This is a genomic window from Onishia taeanensis (assembly GCF_003268885.1).
Classification (GTDB): Bacteria; Pseudomonadota; Gammaproteobacteria; order Pseudomonadales; family Halomonadaceae; genus Onishia; species Onishia taeanensis_A.
The window spans coordinates 152,686-175,142 of record NZ_QLSX01000005.1; the positions used below are offsets into that span (position 1 = coordinate 152,686).

Consider the following 22,457-nt stretch of genomic DNA (forward strand, 5'->3'; position numbering starts at 1 on the left):
CGCTATACACTACCTTAAGGTCAGCAGGGAGTTGAGGGCAAACGACACCCCGCGGCATAAAGACAAGGGACACTGTCGACCAGACGCCACGGATGCGACGGCACAGGGAGTGCTCAAAGGACAGGCAGGACGCCTAAACACCCGGAGGGTGTTCAGGGAGGTCAGCATACCGCCATGGAGCCAATTCACTCCATGGCGTTTTTGTGCGCGTCGGATGGGTATTAACTGTGTATTGGGTAGGCCCATAGGAGAGCCCGGTCATGGCGGAAGAGCAACCACGCAAGCTGCTGCACAATGAATTGCCCGAGGAACACAGCGACCCGCTGATCCAGTCCCTGCACAGGATCATCCGCATCGCCGTGCGTGTGCTGGCAGTGCTGATGGTGTTCGTGATCATCTGGGGCATCGGCGATGTGCTTTATGTGCTCTATCAGCGCCTGATGGCACCACCGTTCCTACTGCTTGATATCAACGATATTTTCCAGACATTCGGTGCCTTCATGGCGGTGCTGATCGCCATCGAGATCTTCATCAACATTCGGCTCTATCTCGGCACTAACATCATTCCGATTCAACTGGTCATCGCCACTGCCCTGATGGCCATCGCGCGAAAGGTCATCGTCCTCGACCTGGACCAGGTCACGGCCATGGAAATTCTGGGCATCGCCGCCGTGGTCATCGCGCTTGGCATTACCCATTGGCTGGTCAGTCTTCACCGCTGAAGGCGCCGGCCTTACTCTCGGGCCTTTCGCATCAAGGGCCTTGCTCACGAACCTTTCTCAATGGCTTTTCTCAATGCCCTTTCATACCTGCGCTCACTTCAGTGCTCAGGCAGGCGTGAGCCATTCCTGATAGGCAGCCAGATCATCGCCCAAATCACCTCGGGTGACGCGACGATAGAGGCCCTGAAGCCGAGCGGTAAGCGAGTCCGGAGCGATCTCGCGCCCGGCCGCCCCGATGCGCCGACCATCGAGCTCACGCAGTGGCAGCAGTTCGGCAGCCGTGCCGGTCAAAAAGGCCTCGTCGGCCGTGTAGAGCTCATCGCGGGTAATACGCCGCTCCTGCACCTCGAGTCCCAGTACCTCGCGGGCCAGGCGGATCACGCTGTCACGCGTGATGCCCTGCAGACAGGAGGTCACCTCGGGGGTATGCAGCACGCCATCGCGCAGCAGGAAGACATTGGCCGCCGAGGCCTCGGCAACATAGCCTTCCGGATCGAGCATCAGGGTCTCGTCGAAGCCCGCCTTCACCGCGGTGTTAAGCGCCAGAATCGAGTTGACGTAATGGCCGTTGGTCTTGGCCCGGCACAGGCTGATGTTGACGTGGTGGCGCGCCCAGGATGAGGTCAGCGCCCGCAGGCCTTCACGAGACGCCGTCGCCGAGACGTAGTCACCCAGATCCCAGGCTGCCACCATCACATTGGTGGTCAGCCCCTTGGCACGCAGCCCCAGTCCTTCGGCGCCGAAATAAACGGTGGGCTTCAGGTAGGCGTTGGTCAGCCCATTGCGGCCCAGGCACTCCCGCTGCGCTTCAATCAGCTGCGCAGCGGAAAAAGATAACGGTATATCCAGGGAATGGGCGCTGTCGCAAAGCCGCCGGGTATGTTCGGCAACCCGGAAGAGGTGCGTGCCGTTGGGGCCGTCGTAGGCACGCACGCCCTCGAAGCAGCCCATTCCATAGTGCAGGGTGTGGGTCAGCAGGTGAGTGGTGGCCTCTCGCCAAGGCAGCCATTCACCGTTATGCCAGATGAAACCGTCGCGATCATAAAGGGGTGTCATCGCCGTCCTCTCAGAGTCTGATAGCGGAACAGGAATTTAGGACCGTGGATCTGCTATCGAAAAAATCGTTGTTTGATCAAGCATCTCGCCAGTCGCGCGCCCAGCCGTCGATCAGTTCGCGCTGGTGTGGCTGCAGGTCCTGGTATGCCCAGGCGGCGATCTCGTCATCCTGCGGGTCGGGCACATGAATCTCGCTGCCGGAAAGGGTCGCGATCACTGCATGACCGCACAGCGGCACGTAGCCCTCGCTGTAGCCGCCTTCGTGAATCATCACCAGGCGCCCCTCGCAGACGCGCTCTGCCAGCGCCTTGATATGCGATGTCATCTCGGCAAAGGCGCTGCTGTTGAGCAGCATCTTGCCTAGCGGATCCTTGGCGCAGGCGTCATATCCGCAGGCGATCACAATCATCTCGGGCGCAAAGGCCTCCAGGGCCGGCACGATCAATTGCTCGAATGCATAGCGATAGGCACCGATCCCAGCACCCGGCGGCATCGGCAGGTTGAGATTGGCACCCTGACCGGCCCCGCGCCCACGCTCCTCAATGAAGCCGCTATCCAGCGGAAAATTGCCGGCCTGATGGATCGAGACCGTGAACACCTCGGAATCGTCATAGAAGGCGTCCTGCTGGCCGTTGCCGTGATGCACGTCCCAATCGAGGATCGCCACCCGTCCGACCTGCCCCATGGCGCGAGCCCGTTTCACCGCCACGGGAATGTTGCCGAGCAGGCAGAACCCGCGACCGCGATCCGCCTCGGCGTGATGGCCCGGCGGCCGACACAGCGCATAGGCATTGTTAACTCGCCCGCAGGCAACCGCCTCGACAGCGGCCATCGCGAGCCCTGCGGACTGGTAGGCGGCCGCCACGCTGCCCGGGCGAAAGGGTGCACAATCTCCGGCATCACCGCCGCCGGCCTGCTCTCCCGCCGTCAGGGCATCAAGATAGGCCGAGGTGTGAAAATGCTCGAGATCTTCGCGACTGGCAGGCGTGGGCTTTTCCACCTCAAGCTCGTCGATCAGCCCCGAGACCTCCAGCAGATTCTTGAGCCGCCGCTTGCTCTCCGGACTTTCCGAGGCCGGCTGTGGCTGCAGGAATTCACCGGGGGAAGAAAAGACGCCGATCGCCCCCGGGTCATGCCAGAAGCAGCGCTCGTGCCAGAAAAAGCCGGTCCGCCCCTGCGGGCGGCTCGAGTTGGCGATGCTCATGCCGCCCCCTCTAGCTGCTCCCAGACCTCGATGGCGGCAGCCAGGTCCTCGAGCGAGGCGCCCACCGACTTAAAGACAGTAATGGCCTCGTCACTAGAGCGCCCGCTGCGCTCGCCGCGCAACAGTTCGGCCAGATCGGCGCGAATCTCATTGAAGGCAAAGGCCCCTTCCTCGATCGCCTGATGCAGGTCGCCGGCCTCGCCCTGGGCGCCGGCATAGGTATCCACGAATACCTCGCCGCGCCGAAAGCAGTCGCCGTCACTTTCGCGCATGCTGTGACGAAAGGCACCTACCAAATCCAGATGGGCACCGGGCTTGAGCCAGGCGCCCTTTACCAGTGCCTGAGTCGATAGAGTCGCGCAGCTGACAATGTCCGCCTCGCCGACCGCCGCCTCCAGGTCCTCGACCGCCTCGGTCGCGAAGCGATCAGCATAGGCACGGGCCAGCTGCTCGGCCTTGGCGAGCTTACGCCCCCAGATCTTGACCCTTTTTATCGGGCGGACCGCCGCATGGGCTTCGATCAGCATCGGCGCCAGTTTGCCGGTACCAACGATCACCAGCGTTTCGGCGTCTTCCCGGGCCAGTTCCCCGGCCGCTAACGCCGAGGCCGCGGCAGTGCGTCGGCGCGTCAGCTCGCTGCCTTCCAGGCAAGCCAGCGGCTGCCCGTGCTGCCCCTCACTGAGGAAATAGACGCCGGCAATCGCCGGCAGTCCCTGATCGGCGTTCTGCGGAAAGACGTTGACCATCTTAACGCCGATATACCCAGCCGGCTCCCAGGCCGGCATCAGCAGCATGGTCGCCTCACCGTCCGGGCGGTGCATGGAGTGATGGTGGCGTGGCGGTGCCTCAACGCCCTCGCGAAAGACCTTGCCCAGACGCTGAATCAGCGCGCCCCAGGGCAGGCCCTGAGCGACCTCATCACTGGTAATCATCCGCATATCAGGCTCCCGGCAGCGCCGCCACGACCATGATCTCGACCTTCCACTCGGGCTTGGCCAGCTTGGCCTCCACCGCTGCACGCACCGGCGGACGACCGGGCACGACCCAGGCGTCCCAGGCTTCGTTCATCGCCGCGAACTCCTCCATGCTGGTCACCCAGATCTGCGCCGAGATCAGGTGCTCCTTGGAGGTACCAGCCTGCTTAAGCAGGCTATCGACGCTTGCCAGCACCTGCTCGGTCTGGCCCTTCATGTCGGCGCTTGTATCGTGGGGTACCTGGCCGGCCAGGTAGACGGTTTGATTATGCACGGCGACCTGGCTCATGCGGGCATTGCTGTCTTGGTAGGTAACGGTCATAAGATTTTCCTCTGGTGAATGGACGGCCTGTTGAAGCCGTCAAATATGAATCAATGAGCGCAAGAAGCATACGAAGCGTCATTAGTCGCCGCGAAAGCCCTTGAGAAAGCCCTTGAACTAGCGCTTGAGAAAGCCCTCGAGAAAGGCAGATAGATTGGCGCCCAGGGCAGCGGTCGGATAGCCGCCTTCCTGAATCAGTACCATCGGCACGCAAAGCTGGCCCAGGCGAGCGCCGATGCTGCGAAAATCCTCGGTCTCGAGCGAAAGCCCGGCAAGCGGATCATCCTTGTGGGCGTCGAGACCCAGCGCGACCACCACCGCCTCTGGTGCGAAGTCGTCGAGGCGCTGAAGCAGGGTCTCCACGGCATCGAGAAAGACCTTGCCATCACTGCCCAATGGCAACGGAAAATTGACGTTGGCCCCCTGCCCTTCACCGCTGCCGGTCTCGTCGGCGCCACCCCAGAAGAACGGATAGAACGCATCGGTATCGGCATGCACCGACCCGGTCCAGACATCGCCACGAGCATAGAAGATATCCTGGGTGCCGTTGCCGTGGTGAAGGTCGACATCGACGATGGCCACCCGATCGTGTTGCTCGCGCAGAATGGTGGCCGCCAGCGCCGAGTTATTGAGAAAGCAGAAGCCGCCGGCCCGCTCCGGCCCGGCGTGATGCCCCGGCGGCCGGCACAGCGCATAGGCACTTGGCTCGCCTTCGCACACGCTCATCGCCGCGGCTTCGGCACTAGCAGCGCTGGCCAGGATGCCGGCGAAGCTGTCGGCGCCGATCGGGCAAGCCATGTCATGCAGGTGCCAACCGGCCTGGCCCACGGGGTGGCTAGGATAATGATGTCCGCCGCCACAGGGGTGCACGTTGGGCGCTACTAGGGCTGATGCCCCCGGCATTGCCTGCCAGCGGGCATGGATGGTCTCCAGAAAGGTGAGATAACGCGGGGTATGAATGCGTGCCAGGCGCTCCCGCAGGCGCGGCGAATCCACCTCTGCGGGAGCATTGAGGGTCAGGCCCAGTTCACCAATAGCGTCAGCGAGGCGCACGGCCCGTTCGGGGCGCTCCGGCGACGGGGCCGGTTGGCCCCGCAGCAGAAAGGTCTCGGGGGCATGGCTATCCTGGGCGGCGGAATAGAAGAGTTTCATCAGGCTAAGTCCAGAAGGCTCAATCGAGAAGGTTTAATCGAGAAGACTAGGAATCCAGGTCGACAGCGCCGGGAAAGCGGCTAGCAGCACAATGACGGCCAGGAAGGAAAAATAGAACGGCAGTGAGGCGATGATGGCCCGCTCGTAGGGCACCTCGGCGATGCGTGCCGCCGTCATCAGCGTCATCCCCACCGGCGGCGTCACGTTGGAGATATTCAGCACCACGATCATCAGGATCGCGAAGTGCAGCGGATCGAAGCCAAGCTGAATCATCGCCGGCACTATCACCGGCGCCACCACCACCAGTGCCGGCAGCACGTCCATCACCGTACCGATGATGATCAGCAGCAGACAGACCATCATCAGCTGCACAAAGGCGACATCACTGAAGGTGGTGATGATCGAGGCGGCGTCCCGAGCAACCCCCGAGCGAGTCACGAACCAGCCGAGCACCGCCGACGTCGCCAGCAAGAAGAACACCACCCCGGAGAAGCGCACCGTGACCACCAGCGCGTGCCAGATCTTGGAAAGCGTCAGGCTGCGATAGACCAGCGCTCCAATCAGGATCGCGTAGACCGCCGCGAATCCCGATGCCTCGGTGATGGTCGTCATCCCCGAGAGAATGCCACCGAGAATGATCAGCGGTACCACCAGCGCCGGCAGCGCGGCCAGGAAGGCAAAGATCGCTGCCTTGAACGGCGTCGGCGCCTGCTTCGGGTAGTCACGTTTCCAGGCCAGGATCATGCTGGTGACCAGCAGGGCCGCGGCCAGCAGGATGCCCGGGATGATCCCGCCGGCGAACAGGTCAATCACCGAGATATCCCGCAGCAGCGTGGCGTACACCACCATCACCACGCTTGGCGGGATAATCGGGCCGATGATCGACGAACAGGCGGTAATCGCCGCGGCATACTCGGCGTCATAGCCCTGGGCCTTCATCTCCGGGATCATGATCTTGCCGATCGCCACGGTATCGGTGATGGCCGCCCCGGTCAGGCCGGCAAAAAACACCGACACGGTGACGTTGACATGCGAAAGCGCCCCGCGAACACGGCCGAAGAGCGCATTATTGAAGGCAATCAGCTTATGGGTCAGGCCGCCTTGGTTCATCAGCTCGGCGGTAAAGATGAAATACGGCACGGCGATCAACAGAAAGCCGGAAACGCCTGAGAACATGCGGTCGGCGATGATGCCCAGCATGCGTTCACCGCCGAGGGCAAAGCCGCCGGCGAGGCCCGACATGGCCATCACCACCGCTACCGGGGCGCCGATCAGCAACAGCACCACGAACATCAGAATGGCAGGGGTCATGAGGGAGTCTCCGCATCGCGATGGTGGGCAGACGAGTCGCTATCGGTGGTCTCGATCAGCTCGTCGATGAACGATTGGTCGTCGATGAAGTGCTCCAGCAGATCGAAGCCATGCACCAGGTGCAGAAGGATGATCAGCCCCGAAAGCGGCACCACGATCGCCGTGAAGCGGTTTGATATCTGGATATTGTCCGAGACCATGTACATCTGGGTGGCGTTGAGAAAGAAGTCCCAGCCGTACCAGACCAGCATCAGCGCGAAGAGCGCGATGACGGCAAGGCAAATCACGGCGGCCGCTTTCAGCAGCACCCTTGGCAGGCTCCTGACCAGCAGGGTCATGGCCACATGCTCGCCGTAGCGCAGCGAAATGGTCATCGACAAAAAGCCGATCCAGGGCAGAAACAGGCGCGCCAGGGAATAGGTCCAGCTCAGGGTCGAGCCGGTTGCCAACTTGTAAAGAAAGGCCGTGAAAGAGATGCCCAGCATCAACAGGATACAGGCCACGCAGACCACGATGGCCATCCGGTTGACGGCTTCACTGACACGGCGCAGGGGTTCGAGTATCGCCATCGACGTGGCTCCTGAGATAGCCCGACAGAGCGTCTAAAGATCCCGCACAGGGTCAAACGGCAGACAGGCAGCCGATGGCTGCCTGTCTGCAGCGGTTAGGCCAGCCTTACTGGCCGTAGCGGGAAATATCCTGCTCGGCGACTTCGTCGCCGACCCGCGCGACCTCACCGAGCATCTCGTCGACCAGCGACTTGTCCATGCCGTAATCGTTGACGATCCAGTTCTGCCAGGCCGGCCGGGCAATCTCGGCCATCCGCTCACGCTCGGGGGTGGGCATGATGTAGCACTCCTTGAAGCGCTCGCAGGATTCCTGCCAGCTGGCCGTGGCCAGCGCCCCGGACATGCCGTGGCTCATGGTGATGGCCTCGCGGGCGGAGGTCACGACCGCCTGCTGGTAGGCCTCCGGCAGTTCCTGGAACCAGCTCTCGCTGACCACCCAGGGCGCGCTGTTGTACACATGGCCAGTCAGGGTGGTGTAGTCGGTGACGGCATCGAAGTTGAAGGTGGTATTGAGTACCGGCGCGTTGAACTGGCCATCGGCGAGACCGGTTTCCAGCGCCGTGATCAGCTCGCCCCAGGGCAGCGGCGTTGCCGATGCGCCCAGCGACTGCATGATCGCCACGTGGGCCGGGTTTTCCTCGGTGCGGATATTCATGCCGTCCAGGTCTTCGACGGTCTTGATCAGGCGCTTGTTATTGGTGAAGGCCACGAAGCCGCCGCCGTCATCGAAGGTGCCGAGATAGCGCATGTCAGCTGCTTCGACGGTGCCCTTCATGAAGTCGGCGAACCAGGGGCCATCGAAGAAGGCCCAGGCCTGGCGCCAGTTAGAAAACAGGAAGGGCGCGGTGACCAGCTGATAGTCACCGTAGAAGGAAGACATGGCGCCGGAAGACATGATGGTCGACTGCAGGGTGCGGCCGCCTGCCTGCACCTCGGAACCGTTCTCGACCTCGGAGCCAAGCTGGCCACCGCCGAAGATCGACACGGTGAGATCGCCGTCGGTGCGGGTCTCGACCAGGTCCTTGAAGTGCACCAGCGCCGGGTAGATAGCGTTATTGCTCATGTTCTCAGGTATCTGAGTGGCAATCACCATCTCGTAGGATTGAGCCTGGGCCTGACTGGCGGCCATCGCCAGTGGCAGCGCGGCCAATGCAAGCGTCTTTGGCAAGCGTAGGGTAGGCATAAGTCGTCTCTTTCCATGTGTTGTGGTTGTTGGGGAAAGTGAATCGCACACCTTCTGGTAAAACGATCAGGCCTTGGCGACCGCCGCGCGATTCCTGCCTTCAGCCTATGTCGGAAAGGAACGCCTTGCTTGCCCAATCATCGGAAAGATTTGCCCGACACTCAGATATTGCCAAGTGCCCAAGCTAGCAAGGGAAAGGAAAGCCACTCACGGTGGAAGGAAAACAGCGAAGGAATCACCGAGCGAGGCGGCGGTACTCACTGGGCGTGTGCTGGAAGGTGCGACGGTAGGCGCGGGAAAAACTGCCCTGATCGCAAAAGCCGATGCGCTCGGCGATCTGCCCTAGGGTGAAGTCGCTTTCCTGAAGAAGGGTCTGCGCCAGCGCGAGCCGGCGGCGCTGCACGAAGTGAAGCGGGGTCTCACCTGTGGCCTCACGAAAGCAGGCATGAAAATGGCCGGGACTCAGGGCGCAAAGGCCGGCAAGGTCATCGACATGGATGGCCTCGGCCAGATGACGATCGATGTAGGCCTCGACGCGAGCCAGATCGAGACGTTCACGATAGGGCGAGCGCGCGGGCGATGTCGGCGTTTTGGGGAGTGCACGCTCATGCAGACTCAGATAGATGGCCCGCAGGATCAGCGTGGCAATTTCGCTCTGCAAGGTCGGCGAGGCCTCGACTTCGCCCATCAGGGTCTGGGCCAGAGACTGCAACCGCGGGGTCACGGAAAAGAAGCGTGGCGACTCGAAGAGCCGCTGCACCTCATCGCCGCAGCTTAACCTTGGCAAATGCGCGAGGGGCACATCGAGCACCAGGGTACGGTTGCGCCCGTCGCCCAGGTACTCGTGATGATAGGTGGAAGGAATCAGGCAGCCGCGCTCGCGGGTGACGCGCTCGCCACGCCCCTCGATACTCAGCTCGGTGACGCCCGACGTCGCCAGAATCAGCTGATGAAAGCCATGTTCATGGGCGACCGGTTGCTCAATCAGCGTACAGGTTTTCAGGCTGAAGAAAGACATGGCGCAGGCAGCGTTCCAGTATCAACGAATCGTTATAAGCCTACGCCAGCCTGCCCATAACACCAAGCTTAGGTCTCAGCAGCGGCCCTTCTTGGCCTGGCCGGGCGGACAGAAACCGCCACCGCCACTGTGTCCATCATGGTGGCCGCCATCGCCGATCTCGATGATCGGTTCCGGGTTGATGCGCGCGGGTTGATAACTGCAACCGGCCAGCATAAGGGCGGCAATCAAGGCCGTGAGAGCGAAGGTGGTCAATTTCATGTCCGACTCCTTCCCGAAAGATCAGGAAAATAGGGTAAAAAGCTCAGTGACCCAAGTTTATAAGCCCTATCTCGCGCCCCCAAATGTCGCATAAGTGAGACAGTCGACGATTCCGCCCTGCTCTCGCTGGACAGGCCAGGCATCATGCAGGTACACCTTGGCGAGCCCGATCCTATCGATCGATTCATCGCCCCATCGACTCATTGAGGACTCAGCATGCGATTTGCCATCTATGGAAGCGGCGGCGTGGGCGGCTATTTTGGCGCCCGTCTTGCCGACGCCGGTGAAGACGTCACCTTCATCGCCCGTGGGGATCACCTAGCGACGATCCAGCGCGACGGCCTGACGGTCAGGAGCATCAACGGCGACCTCCATCTCGACAAGGCACTGGCCAGCGACGATCCGGCGACCATTGGCGTGGTAGATGTGGTGATCGTGGCGGTAAAAGCCTGGCAGGTCGAAGAGATCGCCAGGGCGATGGCACCGCTGATCGGCCCCGAGACCCTGGTGCTTCCGCTTGAGAACGGCGTGGAGGCCACCGACGTGCTAGGTGAAGCCGTGGGGCACGATAAGGTGCTGCGCGGGCTTTGCGGCATCCTCGCCTACCGCGAGGCGCCGGGGGTGATTCGCCATGCAGGCGTCGAGCCGTTCGTGCGCTTCGGTGAGGCCGACAATCGCCAGAGCGAGCGCACCCAGCGCGTGAAGGCGGCCTTCGACAAGGCCTCTGGAGTCACCGCCGAAATACCGGACGACATTCAGGTCGCGGTGTGGAGCAAGTTCCTGTTCATCTGCGCCATGAGTGGTGTCGGCGCCGTGACCCGGGCGCCGATGGGCGTCAGCCGCCAGTTGCCGGAGAGTCGCCGGCTGCTCGAAGAGGTCATGGAAGAGATCACGGCGGTCGGCCGAGCCCGCGGTGTGGCGCTGCCCGAGGATGCGGTGGCGAAGGCGCTCAAGTTTATCGACACCCTCCCCGAGAACAGCACCGCCTCGATGCAGCGCGACATCATGGACGGCCTGCCCTCGGAGCTCGAGTCGCAGAACGGCGCCGTGGTACGCCTGGGCAAGGCGGCCGGTGTCGAGACGCCGATCAATGCCGCCCTCTATGCCGCCCTGCTTCCTCAGGAAGCTCGGGCCCGCGGTCAGGTCTCGTTCGACGATCGCTAAGCCAATGACTGCCGACGCCACCTCAGGCGTTATAAACGACCTCGCCGAGCCCGGTGAGGTCGTAGCCCTGCATCAGCGCGGCGCGCTCTGCGAACCTCGCCTCATGGGCGAAGGCCAGCAGGTGCTGCACCGGACGCTCGAAATAACTGCGACGGCGCATGGCCAGATCGAAGCATTCCTGCTGCAGCGGCACGAAGTCGAGCCCATGACGATGCGCCGCTGCTTCGACGCCCAGCCCCACGTCGGCCTGCCCCTGATGCACCGCCAGCGCCAGATCGTCTTCGCTGAGCATCGTGTCGGGCGCCAGCCGCAGGTCTTCAAGCGCAAGATCATGGCGTTTCAGCAGAAAGCGCAATAGCCGGTCGGCCCCAGCGCCGGGCTGACGCCTCGCTACCCGCGGCGCACCCTCCCCGTCGCTTTTTGCCAGTGCGGCCAACGAGTGAATCCCCCTCGGGTTGCCCGGCGGCAGCATCAATCCCTGGCGACGTCGTGCCCAGCGGATCATCACCAGATCACGCACACCGCCAAGACCCAGCGACTCGGGATGGTTATAGCCGCCCGCATCGTCGATCACATGCACGCCTGCCAACAGGGCATCGCCATCCAGCAGCCGGCGCACCCCATCGCCGCTGCCCTGGCAGAGCATCGCCAGCTCCGAGCCGCTTTCGCGCAGGCTCCACTCGAGCAGCGGGTCCTGACTGCCGGCCAACACCCGTGGCACCGGCCGCTGCCCGGGCTGACCGCCCTCCAGATGACTCATCAGCCACAGATCAATGCTCTGACGGGGAAAAAGCAGCTTGCCGGTCACCTTGGTGCAGGGAATCTCACCCTGGCGTACCAGATCGTAGACCTTGCGCTCCTTGAGCCGCAGGTAGTCGGCCGCCTCGGCAGTGGTCAGGTAGGCATGGCGATGCATCGGTGGTGAGTCATCTCTGAGCATGGGGGATATCCGCGTCGTTCACTCTTGTCGTTTATAGATCTTTCGCTGCATATTTTTCAGTATAGGATGCACTTAAGATGTTTAAACCACATGCTGCAAGCATTATCAGGAGATTGCCATGTCGACCAGCGGGATGACAGCCAGCGCGCTGCACAGCGACAGTGCCTTGCATACGGCCCTGGCGCTGGTCATCGACATGGACCCGGCGCTGGTAGACATCGTCGTCCTGTCGCTGCGTGTGTCGCTGAGTGCGGTGCTGACCGCCGCATTGATCGGCCTGCCCCTGGGGGCCGCCCTGGCACTCTGGCGCCTGCCTGGCCGCGGGGTGGTGATCGTGGCCCTCAATGCGCTCATGGGCCTGCCCCCGGTAGTGGCCGGGCTCGGCGTTTACCTGCTGCTGTCACGGGCCGGCCCGCTCGGAGAGCTGGGGCTGCTGTTCACCCCAAGCGCCATGATCATCGCCCAGGTGGTGCTAGTGCTGCCGATCATCGCCGCCCTGGCCCGCCAACTGGTCGAGGAGCTTTGGGGCGAGTACCGGGAGCAGCTTTCTTCCTTCGGCCTGAGCCGAGCCCGCGCCATCCCCACCCTGTTGTGGGATGCCCGCTTCGGCCTGATTACCGTGGTGCTGGCCGGTTTCGGCCGAGCCAGCGCCGAGGTCGGCGCAGTGTTGATCGTCGGCGGCAACATCGATGGGGTGACCCGAGTGATGACCACCGCCATCGCCCTCGAGACCAGCAAGGGCAACCTGCCGCTGGCACTGGGACTGGGGATCGTGCTGCTGAGTCTGGTGGCGCTGGTCAACGGCGCCGCCTACGTCATCGGTGAAACCTCCAGGAGACGACTGGGATGACCGACATGAGCATGGCAATGGGCATCCAGGAGGCATCCGCCAGCCTGACGCTTGACGCAGTGAGCTTCGAGCATCGCGGCCAAACCCTGCTCGAGGACGTGACCCTCACGCTCTCGACCACCGGCAAGACTCTGATCATGGGCCCCAACGGGGCCGGCAAGAGTCTCTTGATGCGCCTGGCCCACGGCCTGCTGCAACCCAGCCGCGGCCAGGTGCGATGGCCGGGCGGACTGCCACGCCAGGCCATGGTATTCCAGCGCCCGGTGCTGCTGCGTCGCTCGGCGCTGGCCAACCTGACCTACACCCTGAAGATCAACGCCGTGCCGCGGGCCAAGCGTCGCGCCCTCGCCCACGAGGCACTGGAGCACTTCGGTCTTGCCGCCCTCGCCAAACGCCCGGCGAGAGTGCTGTCCGGAGGCGAACAGCAGCGCCTGGCCCTGGCCCGAGCCTGGCTGATCAATCCCGAAGTGCTGTTCCTGGATGAGCCCACCGCGGCGCTGGACCCCGCCGCCATCAAGGCGGTGGAAGATGCCATCGCGGACTTCCACCGTCGCGGCACGCGCATCGTCATGACCAGCCACGACCTTCACCAGGCTCGCCGCCTGGCCGATGAGGTGATCTTTCTGTGTAACGGCCGACTGGTCGAGCACAGCAAGGCCGAGACCTTCTTCTCGGCTCCCCGCAGCGCGGAGGCCCGAGCCTTCGTGAAAGGAGAACTGGTGTGGTGACTCGCGTCGCTCAAGCCACACCTAACGCCATTACTATAAGGAAAGCTCGTATGCGCTATCGGATCCTCAGCCTCGCCGCCCTCGGCCTGATCGGCAGCACCCTCTCTGCTGCCGCACTGGCCCAGGACGACGCCCCCTTCATCACCCTGGCGTCGACCACATCCACCGAGCAGTCGGGGCTGTTCGGCTCGATCCTGCCCAAGTTCAAGGAAGACAGCGGCATCGACGTGCACGTGGTCGCGGTAGGTACCGGCCAGGCCTTCGAGATCGCTCGCCGTGGCGATGCCGACAGCCTGCTGGTGCATGACACCGCCGGCGAAAAACGCTTCGTCGCCGAGGGCTATGGCAGCGAACGCCAGAACGTCATGTACAACGACTTCGTGATCCTGGGCCCGGACAGCGACCCCGCCGGCGTGCGCGGTGCTAAAGACGTCGAGGAAGCCCTGACCCGCATCGCCGACGCCGAGGCGCCCTTCGCCTCACGCGGCGATGACAGCGGCACCAACCGCGCCGAGCTTCGCCTGTGGGACGCCGCCGACATCCAGCCGAGCGGTGAATGGTATCGGGAGCTGGGCAGCGGCATGGGGCCAACCCTCAACACCGCCGCCGGCATGGACGCCTATGTGATGTCCGACCGCGCCACCTGGGTGGCCTTCAAGAACCCGCAGAACCTGGCCATCGTCTTCGAAGGCGACGACGCCCTTTTCAACCAGTACGGCAGCATCCTGATCAGCGAGGAACGCTTCCCGGACCTCAAGCACGACCTGGCCAAGCAGTGGCATGACTGGCTGCTGTCGCAAAACGGCCAGGAAGCAATCGCCGATTACCGCGTCGATGGCCAGCAGCTGTTCTTCCCCAACGCCGACGGCTCCTGATGGCCAACGCCTTTACGTGGCAACCGGGTAAAGGCTGGCTAAAGGTCCGGCTCAAGGCCTGACACGACAATATTTGAAACACCCATTATCGGGCGCCCTGCGAGGCGCCCGATGTCGTTGCAGGGTCTCGGGCTGCAACCTTGGTCTACCCGCCGCAACCTTCACTTTACGTTAACGTCAACCAGTCCTAGGCTAGTCATATCAATCGACACGCGATATCCAACCAAGCGCCGCGCGGTGGCCTTCGATCTTTGTCGCCGCCGCCTGCCAACCACCTGCCCGGGAGCCACGCCATGCATACCCCCTATCAGCCCCTCGACTTCGGCCTCGATGAGACGATGGTCATGCTGCGCGATCAGGTGAACGCCTTCGCCCGCGACGAGATCGCCCCACGCGCCGCCGAGATCGATGAGAAAAACGAATTCCCCAACGACCTGTGGCAGAAGTTCGGCGACATGGGCCTTCTCGGCATCACCGTGTCAGAAGAAGACGGTGGTAGCGGCATGGGCTATCTGGCGCACTGTATCGCCGTGGAAGAAATTTCCCGGGCCAGCGCCTCGGTCGGGCTGTCCTACGGCGCCCACTCCAACCTCTGCGTCAACCAGTTGAAGATCAACGGCAATGCCGAGCAGAAGGCCAAGTATCTGCCCAAGCTGATCAGCGGCGAGCACGTCGGCGCACTGGCCATGTCCGAGCCGGGTGCAGGATCGGATGTGGTGTCGATGAAGCTGCGCGCCCGCCGCGACGGCGACCACTACGTGCTCAACGGCAACAAGATGTGGATCACCAACGGCCCCGACGCCCACGTGCTGGTGGTCTACGCCAAGACCGACCCGGCGGCCGGTTCCAAGGGCATCACCGCCTTCATCATCGAGAAGGACTTCCCCGGTTTCTCGACCGCCCAGAAGCTCGACAAGCTCGGCATGCGCGGCTCCAACACCTGCGAACTGGTGTTCCAGGACTGCCGCGTGCCGGCCGAGAACGTGCTGGGTGAGGAAGGCCGTGGCGTCAAGGTGCTGATGAGCGGGCTGGATTATGAACGCACCGTGCTCGCCGCCGGCCCCATCGGCATCATGCAGGCGGCCCTCGATGTGGTGGTGCCCTACGTGCACGAGCGCAAGCAGTTCGATCAGGCGATCGGCGAGTTCCAGCTCGTGCAGGGCAAGATCGCCGACATGTACACCACCCTCAGTGCCTGCCGGGCCTACCTGTATGCGGTGGCCGCCGGCTGCGACCGCGGCCAGACCTCACGCAAGGACTCCGCCGGGGTGATTCTTTACTGCGCCGAGAAGGCCACCCAGGTGGCGCTGGATGCCATCCAGCTGCTCGGCGGCAACGGCTACATCAACGAATATCCCACCGGGCGCCTGCTACGCGATGCCAAGCTCTATGAGATCGGCGCCGGCACCAGCGAGATCAGGCGCATGTTGATCGGCCGCGAGATCTTCAACGAATCCAAGTAAGGGCGGCGTTCCATGAGTATCCTGCATACCCAGATAAACCCGCGCAGCGAGGTCTTCCAGGCCAACGAGGCGGCGATGCGCGACACGGTCGCCTCCCTCAAGGAACTGACCGCGACCCTCGCCCAGGGCGGCGGCGACAAGGCACGCGCCCGCCACGAATCCCGCGGCAAGCTGTACGTGCGCGACCGCATCGATCATCTGCTCGACGAGGGCTCGCCCTTTCTCGAGCTCTCGGCGCTGGCCGCCTATGACGTCTACGACACCCCGCTGCCCGCCGCGGGCGTGATCACCGGCATCGGCCGGGTCAGTGGCGTCGAGTGCGTGATCGTTGCCAACGACGCCACCGTCAAGGGCGGCACCTACCACCCGCTGACCGTCAAGAAGCACCTGCGCGCCCAGGAAGTGGCCCGCAAGCATCGCCTGCCCTGCCTCTATCTCGTCGACTCCGGCGGCGCCTACCTGCCCGAGCAGGACGAGGTCTTTCCCGACCATGACGACTTCGGGCGCATCTTCTACAACCAGGCCACTCTCTCCGCCGCGGGCATTCCGCAGATAGCGGTAGTCATGGGTTCCTGCACCGCCGGCGGTGCCTATGTGCCGGCGATGGCCGACGAGTCGATCATCGTCAAGGGTCAGGGCACCATCTTCCTCGGCGGCCCGCCGCTGGTGAAGGCGGCCACCGGCGAAACCATCAGCGCCGAGGACCTGGGCGGCGCCGACGTGCACTGCAAGGTCAGCGGCGTGGCCGATCACTATGCCGACAACGACGCCCATGCCCTGCAAATTGCCCGCCGCGCCGTCTCGCGGCTGAACTGGCAGAAGCGCGGCCAGCTCGCACTCAAGGACTCACGCCCGCCGCGGCTCGACCCCGCCGAGCTCTATGGCATCGTCGGCACCGATCTCAAGAAGCCCTATGACGTGCGCGAGGTAATCGGCCGCCTGGTCGACGATTCTGACTTCGACGAGTTCAAACGCTACTACGGCGACACCCTGGTCACCGGCTTCGCCCACCTCCACGGCCACCCGGTGGGCATCGTCGCCAACAACGGCGTGCTGTTCTCGGAAAGCGCCGTCAAGGGCGCCCACTTCATCGAACTGTGCGCCCAGCGCAAGATCCCGCTGGTGTTCCTGCAGAACATCACCGGCTTCATGGTCGGCTCCAAGTACGAGCAGGAAGGCATCGCCAAGCACGGCGCCAAGCTGGTCACCGCGGTGGCCTGTGCTCAGGTCCCCAAGTTCACCGTGTTGATCGGCGGCAGCTTCGGCGCCGGCAACTACGGCATGTGCGGCCGCGCCTATGACCCGAACCTGCTGTTCATGTGGCCCAACGCCCGCATCTCGGTGATGGGCGGCGAGCAGGCCGCCAACGTGCTGGCCCAGGTCAAGCGCGACCAGTACGAGCGCGAGGGCCGCGAGTGGACGAAGGATGAAGAGGAAGCCTTCAAGGCGCCCACCCGCGAGCAGTACGAGCACCAGGGCCACCCCTACTACGCCAGCGCCCGGCTGTGGGACGACGGCGTGATCGACCCGCTGCAGACCCGCGACGTGCTCGGCCTGGCGCTGGCCGCGGCAATGAATGCCGAGATCGACGACACCCGCTTCGGCGTCTTCAGGATGTGAGGGCCTCATGACTAATACCACTTCGCAAGGGACAACTTCGCCAGAGACCAATCCGTCAGGGACAACGTCCTTTTCCCATCTCGCCATCGATGAGCGCGGTGTGGCCTGGCTGACGCTGGATCGCCCCGAGGTACTCAATGCCTTCGACGATCACCTGATCAGCGAGCTCAATGACCATCTCGACAGGGTCGCGATCGCCGCCGAACGCAGCGAGGTCCGCACCCTGGTGCTGCGCTCCGAGGGCAAGCACTTCTCGGCCGGCGCCGATCTTAGCTGGATGAAGCGCATGGTCGACTATTCACTCGAGGACAACCTCAAGGACTCCCGCGAGCTCTCACGCCTGATGCATGGCCTCGACACCCTGCCCTGCCCCACGCTCTGTCGCGTGCAGGGCGCAGCCTTCGGCGGTGCCGTGGGTCTCGCCGCCTGCTGCGATCTGGTGATCGCCTCCGAGAAGGCCAGGTTCTGCCTCTCCGAGGTCAAGATCGGCCTCGCGCCCGCGGTGATAAGCCCCTATGTGCAGCGCGCCATCGGCGCGCGCCAGATGCGCCGCTACGCACTGACCGCCGAAGTCATGCAGGCCGATACGGCACAGCGGCTGGGCCTCGTCCACCGGGTCGCCGAGCCGGATGACCTGGACGATGCCGTGTCGGCGATGCTCGACACCCTGCTCGCCGCCTCGCCCCAGGCTCAGCGTGCCACCAAGGCCCTGCTAGCCACCGTCGGCCGCGACTCCGACAGTGAGGCCACCCGCGAGCGCTGCTGCCGCGTGATCGGCCAGCTGCGGGTCAGCGATGAAGGCCAGGAAGGCCTCGCCGCCTTCTTCGACAAGCGCGCGCCGCGCTGGGACCACCACCCCAAGGATTCGACGTCATGACCTCCTTCACGCCCCCTCAGAGCACGCCCTTTTCCAAGGTCCTGATCGCCAACCGCGGCGAGATCGCCTGCCGGGTGATGCGCAGCGCCCGTGCCATGGGGATCGCCACCGTGGCCGTCTACTCCGACGCCGATGCCAATGCCCGCCACGTCCGCGAGGCCGACGAGGCCGTGCGCATCGGCCCGGCGGCGGCCCGTGACAGCTACCTGAAGGTGGACGCCGTGCTCCAGGCCGCCAAACGCACCGGCGCCGGCGCCATTCACCCGGGCTACGGCTTTCTTTCCGAGAACGCCGACTTCGTCACCGCCTGCGCCGATGCCGGCATTGTCTTCATCGGCCCGCCCGCCGCCGCCATCTCGGCGATGGGCGACAAGTCCGCCGCCAAGGCCCGCATGGCGCAGGCCGGCGTGCCGCTGGTACCCGGCTATCATGGCGACGACCAGGACGATAAGCTGCTGCGCGCCGAGGCCGACCAGATCGGCTACCCCGTGCTGCTCAAGGCCAGCGCCGGCGGCGGCGGCAAGGGCATGCGGGTGGTCGAATCCGGCGACGGCTTCCAGGCCGCCCTGGACGGCTGCCGCCGCGAGTCCCAGGCCGCCTTCGGCGATCAGCGCATGCTGATCGAGAAATACCTGACCCAGCCGCGCCACGTCGAGGTGCAGGTGTTCTGCGACCGCCACGGCAATGGCGTCTATCTCTTCGAGCGCGACTGCAGCGTGCAACGTCGCCACCAGAAGGTGCTGGAAGAGGCCCCCGCCCCGGGCATGAGCGAGGCCCTGCGCCGCGAGATGGGCGAGGCCGCGGTGCGCGCCGCCCAGGAGATCGGCTACGTCGGCGCCGGCACCGTCGAGTTCTTATTGGACTCTTCACAAGAGCAGGACGGCCGCTTCTACTTCATGGAGATGAACACCCGCCTGCAGGTCGAGCACCCGGTCACCGAGATGATCACCGGTCAGGACCTGGTCGCCTGGCAGCTCAAGGTGGCCATGGGCGACGCCCTGCCCTGCACCCAGGACGAACTCGCCATTCATGGCCACAGCTTCGAGGCGCGCCTGTATGCCGAGGACCCGGCGCAGGACTTCCTGCCCGCCACCGGTCACCTCGAGCACTTCGGGCTGGATCTGGTCGGCGCCGGCCTCGACCCTTTGCAAGTGCGGCTGGACAGCGGTGTGGAGAGCGGGGACGAAGTCTCGATGCACTACGACCCGATGCTCGCCAAGCTGATCGTGCATGGCGACGACCGCATCCAGGCGCTGGCCACCCTCAACCGGGCCCTGGCCGCGCTGGACGTGCGCGGCGTGGTCACCAATCGCGCCTTCCTGCAGCGGCTGGCGAGCCACCCGGCCTTCCAGGCCGCTAAGCTCGATACCCGCTTCATCGAGCACCATCACGATGACCTGTTCAAGGTTAGCGAACCAAGCGCCGAGGACTACGCCAGCGCCGCCCTGGTGGCGCTGGACCAGCTCGGCCGCGAGGGCGCGAGCGACTCCCCCTGGGACCGCCATGACGGCTTTCGCCTCAACGCCGATCATCGCATCCGTGTAGCCTTGAGCGACCCCAAAGCGACCGACCCCCAATCGACCGACGCCGAGCCCGTCGTCGTCGACGGCAGCCGCCCCCATGACGCCGCCCCGTGGCGGCTTAGCATCCAGGGCACAACGCTCTCGGCCAACCTGCAGCGACTCGACGGCGATGCCGTGGCGGTGACGCTCGACGGCCACCGCCGTCGTCTGCTGGCAAGGCTCGATGGCAACGCCATCGTGCTCGCCGATGCCCAGGGCGAGACCCGCCTTGACTGGCTGCGCGCGGACGCCGTCGATCACGGCCAGCACGAAGCCGAATCGACCCTTACCGCGCCCATGCACGGCACCGTGGTGGCGCTATTGGTGGAACCCGGCACTCCGGTCGAGAAAGGCATGCCGCTGATGGTGATGGAGGCCATGAAGATGGAGCACACCCTGAGCGCCCCCGCGGATGGCCAGGTCGCGAGCTTCCACTTCGCGGCTGGCGACACCGTTGGCCAGGGCGAGGTGCTGCTCGAATTCACCGTCGATGAGTGAATCGCGCTAGCCCGAGAGACGAGGAGACAGTAGATGGCATTTCCCCAATCCGTGCGCCTGGTTGAGGTCGGCGCCCGCGACGGCCTGCAGAATGAGCCCGAACCGGTCAGCACCCAAACCAAGCTTGAGCTGATCGACCGACTGGGCGCCGCCGGCCTCCGTCACATCGAGGCGGCCAGCTTCGTCTCGCCCAAGTGGGTGCCGCAGATGGCCGACCACCGCGAGGTGATGCAGGGCATCCGCCGCCGCGAGGGCGTCGTCTATTCGGCGCTGACCCCCAACCTCAAGGGGCTGGAGGCCGCGCTCGAATGTGGCGTGGACGAGGTCGCGGTGTTCGGCGCCGCCTCTGAGTCCTTCTCGCAGAAGAACATCAACTGCTCGGTGAGTGAGTCGCTCGAGCGTTTCGCCCCGGTACTCGCTCGCGCGAAAGCGGCGAACGTGCGCGTGCGCGGCTACGTCTCCTGCGTACTGGGCTGCCCCTACGAGGGCGAGATCGCCCCGGCCAAGGTGGCCGAGGTGGCAAAGGCGCTGTATGAGATGGGCTGCTACGAGGTCTCGCTCGGCGACACCATCGGCACCGGCACTCCGCTCAAGGCCAAGCGCATGCTCGAGGCCGTGGCCCGCGACATCCCCATGGCGAAGCTCGGCGCCCACTTCCACGACACTTACGGCCAGGCCCTCGCCAATCTCTATGCCGTACTTGAAGAAGGCATCGCCGTGATCGACAGCTCCGTCGCCGGCCTGGGCGGCTGCCCTTATGCCAAGGGCGCCTCAGGTAACGTGGCAAGCGAAGACGTGATCTACCTGCTCAACGGGCTCGGCATCGAGAGCGGCATCGACCTCGATGCACTTGCCGCTAGCGGTAACTGGATCACCCAGGCCATCGGGCGGCCCAACCGCTCCAAGGTGGGCGTGGCGCTGGCCGCGAAGTAATGCCTACGCGGAAACGCAAAGCTCCCGAGCCAGTGATCTGGCTCGGGAGCTTTGCGTTGTGGCAGCCATGTATCCTTGGTGGGGAATTAACGCCTGCAGCAGGCGCGGTTTTGTTGTTGTGACGAAGGAGCAACGACGAAACTGTCGCTCTGCCTGCAATTGTTAGAGGGTGCCTACACCTCGAAATAAGCAGCAATAGGGTCGATAACAATTTCGTTTTCTTGTTTTCCAGAGATCGAGTTTTCAATATTGGTTAAGTGCTCGACAATATTCATTAGGCCTGCTTTCATGTTCTCATACTCAGACTCATCGTCGATTTTTGGCTCAAAAGCAGAGAAAGCCTGTGAAATCAGGCCAAATACCACGACCTCTTTTTCAGTCTTCCTAGAATATTTTTTTACCAGCAAATCTTCTTTTTCTCTTAAAAATTCTCGCTTAAGGCATGATGTGAAAACTATATCTCCACCAATTTGCTGGATCTCAAACTGATCAGAAAATCCGTATTTTGTAAGCAAAGCAAGATCGCTCATAAATCTAGGATCTTTATGCAGCCCCCTCTCCTTTGCCAACTTTGGTATATTCGTTAATCGTTTGTGTTCCGCTTCCAGTCTTGACTTTTCATTTCTATCATTCGTCTGACCTTTCAGCTCGTCAAGCTGCGCTTTCAGGCTTTGTATCTCTTCATATGTTCCCATGTGAGTAAGAGCTTCGCCGATGGTGTTAAATTCAGTAAACAACTCAGTAATTTTATCTACATCGTTGAATATAGCTCTAGCTTTTACCTTAACAAATGAAACGTCGTTTATAGATTTTTTTACTTCATCTAGATCAATAGATGAACCAGATAAATCTAGTATCCTACCTTCTTGTCTTAAATAGTTCTCAAATACTGTAAATGAATAATCGTGTAAAAACTTTTTTTCGGTAGACTTGCTGCTATTCTTAATAACATCCGCTAAAATCTTTCCACTACCAACAGGCCCTTTCTGACTCTCTTTCTCTTCATTGTCGTTGCCAGATTCATTCAATACATACTCAGTAATCCCTTCAAATATTTGGGAAGAGAGCGAATACATTTTCTGCTCATCAAGATAAATAAAACTCTTAATCATCTTCTCTTCCTTTCGATATATTCGCTGTAATACTTATTTCTAGTATTAATGAATGACCAAACG

Annotated in this window: 22 protein-coding genes; 10 read left to right on the plus strand and 12 right to left on the minus strand. The window is 62.9% G+C overall.

Annotation, left to right across the window (positions count from 1 at the left end; genetic code table 11):
- The first annotated feature begins 260 nt into the window (after window positions 1-260).
- A complete protein-coding gene (locus BCL93_RS08705) occupies window positions 261-722 on the plus strand; it encodes a phosphate-starvation-inducible PsiE family protein (RefSeq protein ID WP_181463067.1) in 462 nt (153 codons plus the stop codon).
- A gap of 105 nt (window positions 723-827) precedes the next feature.
- Here the strand turns inward: BCL93_RS08705 and BCL93_RS08710 are convergent, their stop codons facing one another.
- From BCL93_RS08710 to BCL93_RS08755, 10 genes are all read right to left on the minus strand, one after another.
- Window positions 828-1,778 carry a branched-chain amino acid transaminase gene (locus tag BCL93_RS08710; RefSeq protein ID WP_112054887.1) on the minus strand — a complete coding sequence of 317 codons (951 nt, stop codon included), beginning with the start codon at window positions 1,776-1,778 and terminating at the stop codon, window positions 828-830.
- A 76-nt stretch (window positions 1,779-1,854) separates the two neighbouring features.
- On the minus strand, window positions 1,855-2,982 hold the full coding sequence (locus BCL93_RS08715; RefSeq protein ID WP_112054888.1) for a class II histone deacetylase: 1,128 nt from the start codon (window positions 2,980-2,982) through the stop codon (window positions 1,855-1,857).
- Window positions 2,979-3,920: an ornithine cyclodeaminase family protein gene (locus BCL93_RS08720; RefSeq protein ID WP_112054889.1), complete on the minus strand. Its 942-nt coding sequence runs from the start codon at window positions 3,918-3,920 to the stop codon at window positions 2,979-2,981. Before BCL93_RS08720 ends, BCL93_RS08715 begins: the two co-directional genes overlap by 4 nt.
- Window position 3,921: 1 nt before the next feature.
- Window positions 3,922-4,278 carry a RidA family protein gene (locus tag BCL93_RS08725; RefSeq protein WP_112054890.1) on the minus strand — a complete coding sequence of 119 codons (357 nt, stop codon included), beginning with the start codon at window positions 4,276-4,278 and terminating at the stop codon, window positions 3,922-3,924.
- Between the two features lie 117 nt (window positions 4,279-4,395).
- Window positions 4,396-5,430, minus strand: coding sequence for a histone deacetylase family protein (locus BCL93_RS08730; RefSeq protein ID WP_112054891.1), 1,035 nt, complete (start codon window positions 5,428-5,430; stop codon window positions 4,396-4,398).
- Between the two features lie 33 nt (window positions 5,431-5,463).
- Window positions 5,464-6,741 (minus strand): TRAP transporter large permease, encoded by a 1,278-nt coding sequence (locus BCL93_RS08735; RefSeq protein ID WP_112054892.1) that lies wholly within the window; start codon window positions 6,739-6,741, stop codon window positions 5,464-5,466.
- On the minus strand, window positions 6,738-7,310 hold the full coding sequence (locus BCL93_RS08740; protein WP_112054893.1) for a TRAP transporter small permease: 573 nt from the start codon (window positions 7,308-7,310) through the stop codon (window positions 6,738-6,740). The genes BCL93_RS08735 and BCL93_RS08740 overlap by 4 nt, the downstream gene beginning before the upstream one ends.
- Before the next feature lie 106 nt (window positions 7,311-7,416).
- Window positions 7,417-8,493 carry a TRAP transporter substrate-binding protein DctP gene (gene dctP / locus BCL93_RS08745; protein WP_112054894.1) on the minus strand — a complete coding sequence of 359 codons (1,077 nt, stop codon included), beginning with the start codon at window positions 8,491-8,493 and terminating at the stop codon, window positions 7,417-7,419.
- Window positions 8,494-8,728: 235 nt separating this feature from the next.
- Window positions 8,729-9,511 (minus strand): AraC family transcriptional regulator, encoded by a 783-nt coding sequence (locus BCL93_RS08750; protein ID WP_112054895.1) that lies wholly within the window; start codon window positions 9,509-9,511, stop codon window positions 8,729-8,731.
- A gap of 75 nt (window positions 9,512-9,586) precedes the next feature.
- Window positions 9,587-9,772: a hypothetical protein gene (locus BCL93_RS08755; protein ID WP_112054896.1), complete on the minus strand. Its 186-nt coding sequence runs from the start codon at window positions 9,770-9,772 to the stop codon at window positions 9,587-9,589.
- Between the two features lie 216 nt (window positions 9,773-9,988).
- Between BCL93_RS08755 and BCL93_RS08760 the strand changes: the two genes are divergently transcribed.
- The gene (locus tag BCL93_RS08760) at window positions 9,989-10,936 is read left to right on the plus strand and encodes a 2-dehydropantoate 2-reductase (RefSeq protein WP_112054897.1); all 948 of its coding nucleotides are present in this window, start codon (window positions 9,989-9,991) and stop codon (window positions 10,934-10,936) included.
- Between the two features lie 22 nt (window positions 10,937-10,958).
- On the opposite strand, the gene BCL93_RS08765 is transcribed toward BCL93_RS08760, so the two are convergent.
- On the minus strand, window positions 10,959-11,876 hold the full coding sequence (locus BCL93_RS08765) for a helix-turn-helix transcriptional regulator (RefSeq protein WP_258396197.1): 918 nt from the start codon (window positions 11,874-11,876) through the stop codon (window positions 10,959-10,961).
- 118 nt (window positions 11,877-11,994) lie between these two features.
- Between BCL93_RS08765 and BCL93_RS08770 the strand changes: the two genes are divergently transcribed.
- The 8 genes from BCL93_RS08770 (at window position 11,995) to BCL93_RS08805 (ending at window position 21,282) form a co-directional block, all read left to right on the plus strand.
- Window positions 11,995-12,726, plus strand: coding sequence for an ABC transporter permease (locus BCL93_RS08770; RefSeq protein ID WP_258396201.1), 732 nt, complete (start codon window positions 11,995-11,997; stop codon window positions 12,724-12,726).
- Window positions 12,723-13,454, plus strand: a complete 732-nt coding sequence (locus tag BCL93_RS08775; RefSeq protein WP_258396204.1) for an ATP-binding cassette domain-containing protein — start codon at window positions 12,723-12,725, stop codon at window positions 13,452-13,454. Before BCL93_RS08770 ends, BCL93_RS08775 begins: the two co-directional genes overlap by 4 nt.
- A gap of 50 nt (window positions 13,455-13,504) precedes the next feature.
- Window positions 13,505-14,329 (plus strand): substrate-binding domain-containing protein, encoded by an 825-nt coding sequence (locus BCL93_RS08780; protein WP_112054899.1) that lies wholly within the window; start codon window positions 13,505-13,507, stop codon window positions 14,327-14,329.
- Between the two features lie 293 nt (window positions 14,330-14,622).
- Window positions 14,623-15,792: an isovaleryl-CoA dehydrogenase gene (locus BCL93_RS08785; RefSeq protein WP_112054900.1), complete on the plus strand. Its 1,170-nt coding sequence runs from the start codon at window positions 14,623-14,625 to the stop codon at window positions 15,790-15,792.
- A 12-nt stretch (window positions 15,793-15,804) separates the two neighbouring features.
- Entirely contained in the window at window positions 15,805-17,412 is a 1,608-nt protein-coding gene (locus BCL93_RS08790; RefSeq protein WP_112054901.1) for a carboxyl transferase domain-containing protein, read from the plus strand.
- A gap of 7 nt (window positions 17,413-17,419) precedes the next feature.
- Complete coding sequence (locus BCL93_RS08795) at window positions 17,420-18,289, plus strand: enoyl-CoA hydratase-related protein (protein WP_112054902.1); 870 nt, start codon at window positions 17,420-17,422, stop codon at window positions 18,287-18,289.
- Window positions 18,286-20,349 carry an acetyl/propionyl/methylcrotonyl-CoA carboxylase subunit alpha gene (locus tag BCL93_RS08800; protein ID WP_112054903.1) on the plus strand — a complete coding sequence of 688 codons (2,064 nt, stop codon included), beginning with the start codon at window positions 18,286-18,288 and terminating at the stop codon, window positions 20,347-20,349. The genes BCL93_RS08795 and BCL93_RS08800 overlap by 4 nt, the downstream gene beginning before the upstream one ends.
- Window positions 20,350-20,382: 33 nt before the next feature.
- Entirely contained in the window at window positions 20,383-21,282 is a 900-nt protein-coding gene (locus tag BCL93_RS08805; protein WP_112054904.1) for a hydroxymethylglutaryl-CoA lyase, read from the plus strand.
- A 173-nt stretch (window positions 21,283-21,455) separates the two neighbouring features.
- Here BCL93_RS08805 and BCL93_RS08810 read toward each other — a convergent pair whose 3' ends face one another.
- A complete protein-coding gene (locus BCL93_RS08810) occupies window positions 21,456-22,394 on the minus strand; it encodes a DUF6414 family protein (RefSeq protein WP_112054905.1) in 939 nt (312 codons plus the stop codon).
- Between the last annotated feature and the right edge of the window lie 63 nt (window positions 22,395-22,457).

Coding starts and splice junctions, on each gene's coding strand:
- BCL93_RS08735 (WP_112054892.1), bottom strand. CDS start 6,741: ATGACCCCTGCCATTCTGATGTTCGTGGTGCTGTTGCTGATCGGCGCC.
- BCL93_RS08780 (WP_112054899.1), top strand. CDS start 13,505: ATGCGCTATCGGATCCTCAGCCTCGCCGCCCTCGGCCTGATCGGCAGC.
- BCL93_RS08765 (WP_258396197.1), bottom strand. CDS start 11,876: ATGCTCAGAGATGACTCACCACCGATGCATCGCCATGCCTACCTGACC.
- BCL93_RS08785 (WP_112054900.1), top strand. CDS start 14,623: ATGCATACCCCCTATCAGCCCCTCGACTTCGGCCTCGATGAGACGATG.
- BCL93_RS08760 (WP_112054897.1), top strand. CDS start 9,989: ATGCGATTTGCCATCTATGGAAGCGGCGGCGTGGGCGGCTATTTTGGC.
- BCL93_RS08810 (WP_112054905.1), bottom strand. CDS start 22,394: ATGATTAAGAGTTTTATTTATCTTGATGAGCAGAAAATGTATTCGCTC.
- BCL93_RS08805 (WP_112054904.1), top strand. CDS start 20,383: ATGGCATTTCCCCAATCCGTGCGCCTGGTTGAGGTCGGCGCCCGCGAC.
- BCL93_RS08795 (WP_112054902.1), top strand. CDS start 17,420: ATGACTAATACCACTTCGCAAGGGACAACTTCGCCAGAGACCAATCCG.
- BCL93_RS08720 (WP_112054889.1), bottom strand. CDS start 3,920: ATGCGGATGATTACCAGTGATGAGGTCGCTCAGGGCCTGCCCTGGGGC.
- BCL93_RS08770 (WP_258396201.1), top strand. CDS start 11,995: ATGTCGACCAGCGGGATGACAGCCAGCGCGCTGCACAGCGACAGTGCC.
- BCL93_RS08740 (WP_112054893.1), bottom strand. CDS start 7,310: ATGGCGATACTCGAACCCCTGCGCCGTGTCAGTGAAGCCGTCAACCGG.
- BCL93_RS08730 (WP_112054891.1), bottom strand. CDS start 5,430: ATGAAACTCTTCTATTCCGCCGCCCAGGATAGCCATGCCCCCGAGACC.
- BCL93_RS08710 (WP_112054887.1), bottom strand. CDS start 1,778: ATGACACCCCTTTATGATCGCGACGGTTTCATCTGGCATAACGGTGAA.
- BCL93_RS08755 (WP_112054896.1), bottom strand. CDS start 9,772: ATGAAATTGACCACCTTCGCTCTCACGGCCTTGATTGCCGCCCTTATG.
- BCL93_RS08705 (WP_181463067.1), top strand. CDS start 261: ATGGCGGAAGAGCAACCACGCAAGCTGCTGCACAATGAATTGCCCGAG.
- BCL93_RS08790 (WP_112054901.1), top strand. CDS start 15,805: ATGAGTATCCTGCATACCCAGATAAACCCGCGCAGCGAGGTCTTCCAG.
- dctP (WP_112054894.1), bottom strand. CDS start 8,493: ATGCCTACCCTACGCTTGCCAAAGACGCTTGCATTGGCCGCGCTGCCA.
- BCL93_RS08800 (WP_112054903.1), top strand. CDS start 18,286: ATGACCTCCTTCACGCCCCCTCAGAGCACGCCCTTTTCCAAGGTCCTG.
- BCL93_RS08725 (WP_112054890.1), bottom strand. CDS start 4,278: ATGACCGTTACCTACCAAGACAGCAATGCCCGCATGAGCCAGGTCGCC.
- BCL93_RS08775 (WP_258396204.1), top strand. CDS start 12,723: ATGACCGACATGAGCATGGCAATGGGCATCCAGGAGGCATCCGCCAGC.
- BCL93_RS08715 (WP_112054888.1), bottom strand. CDS start 2,982: ATGAGCATCGCCAACTCGAGCCGCCCGCAGGGGCGGACCGGCTTTTTC.
- BCL93_RS08750 (WP_112054895.1), bottom strand. CDS start 9,511: ATGTCTTTCTTCAGCCTGAAAACCTGTACGCTGATTGAGCAACCGGTC.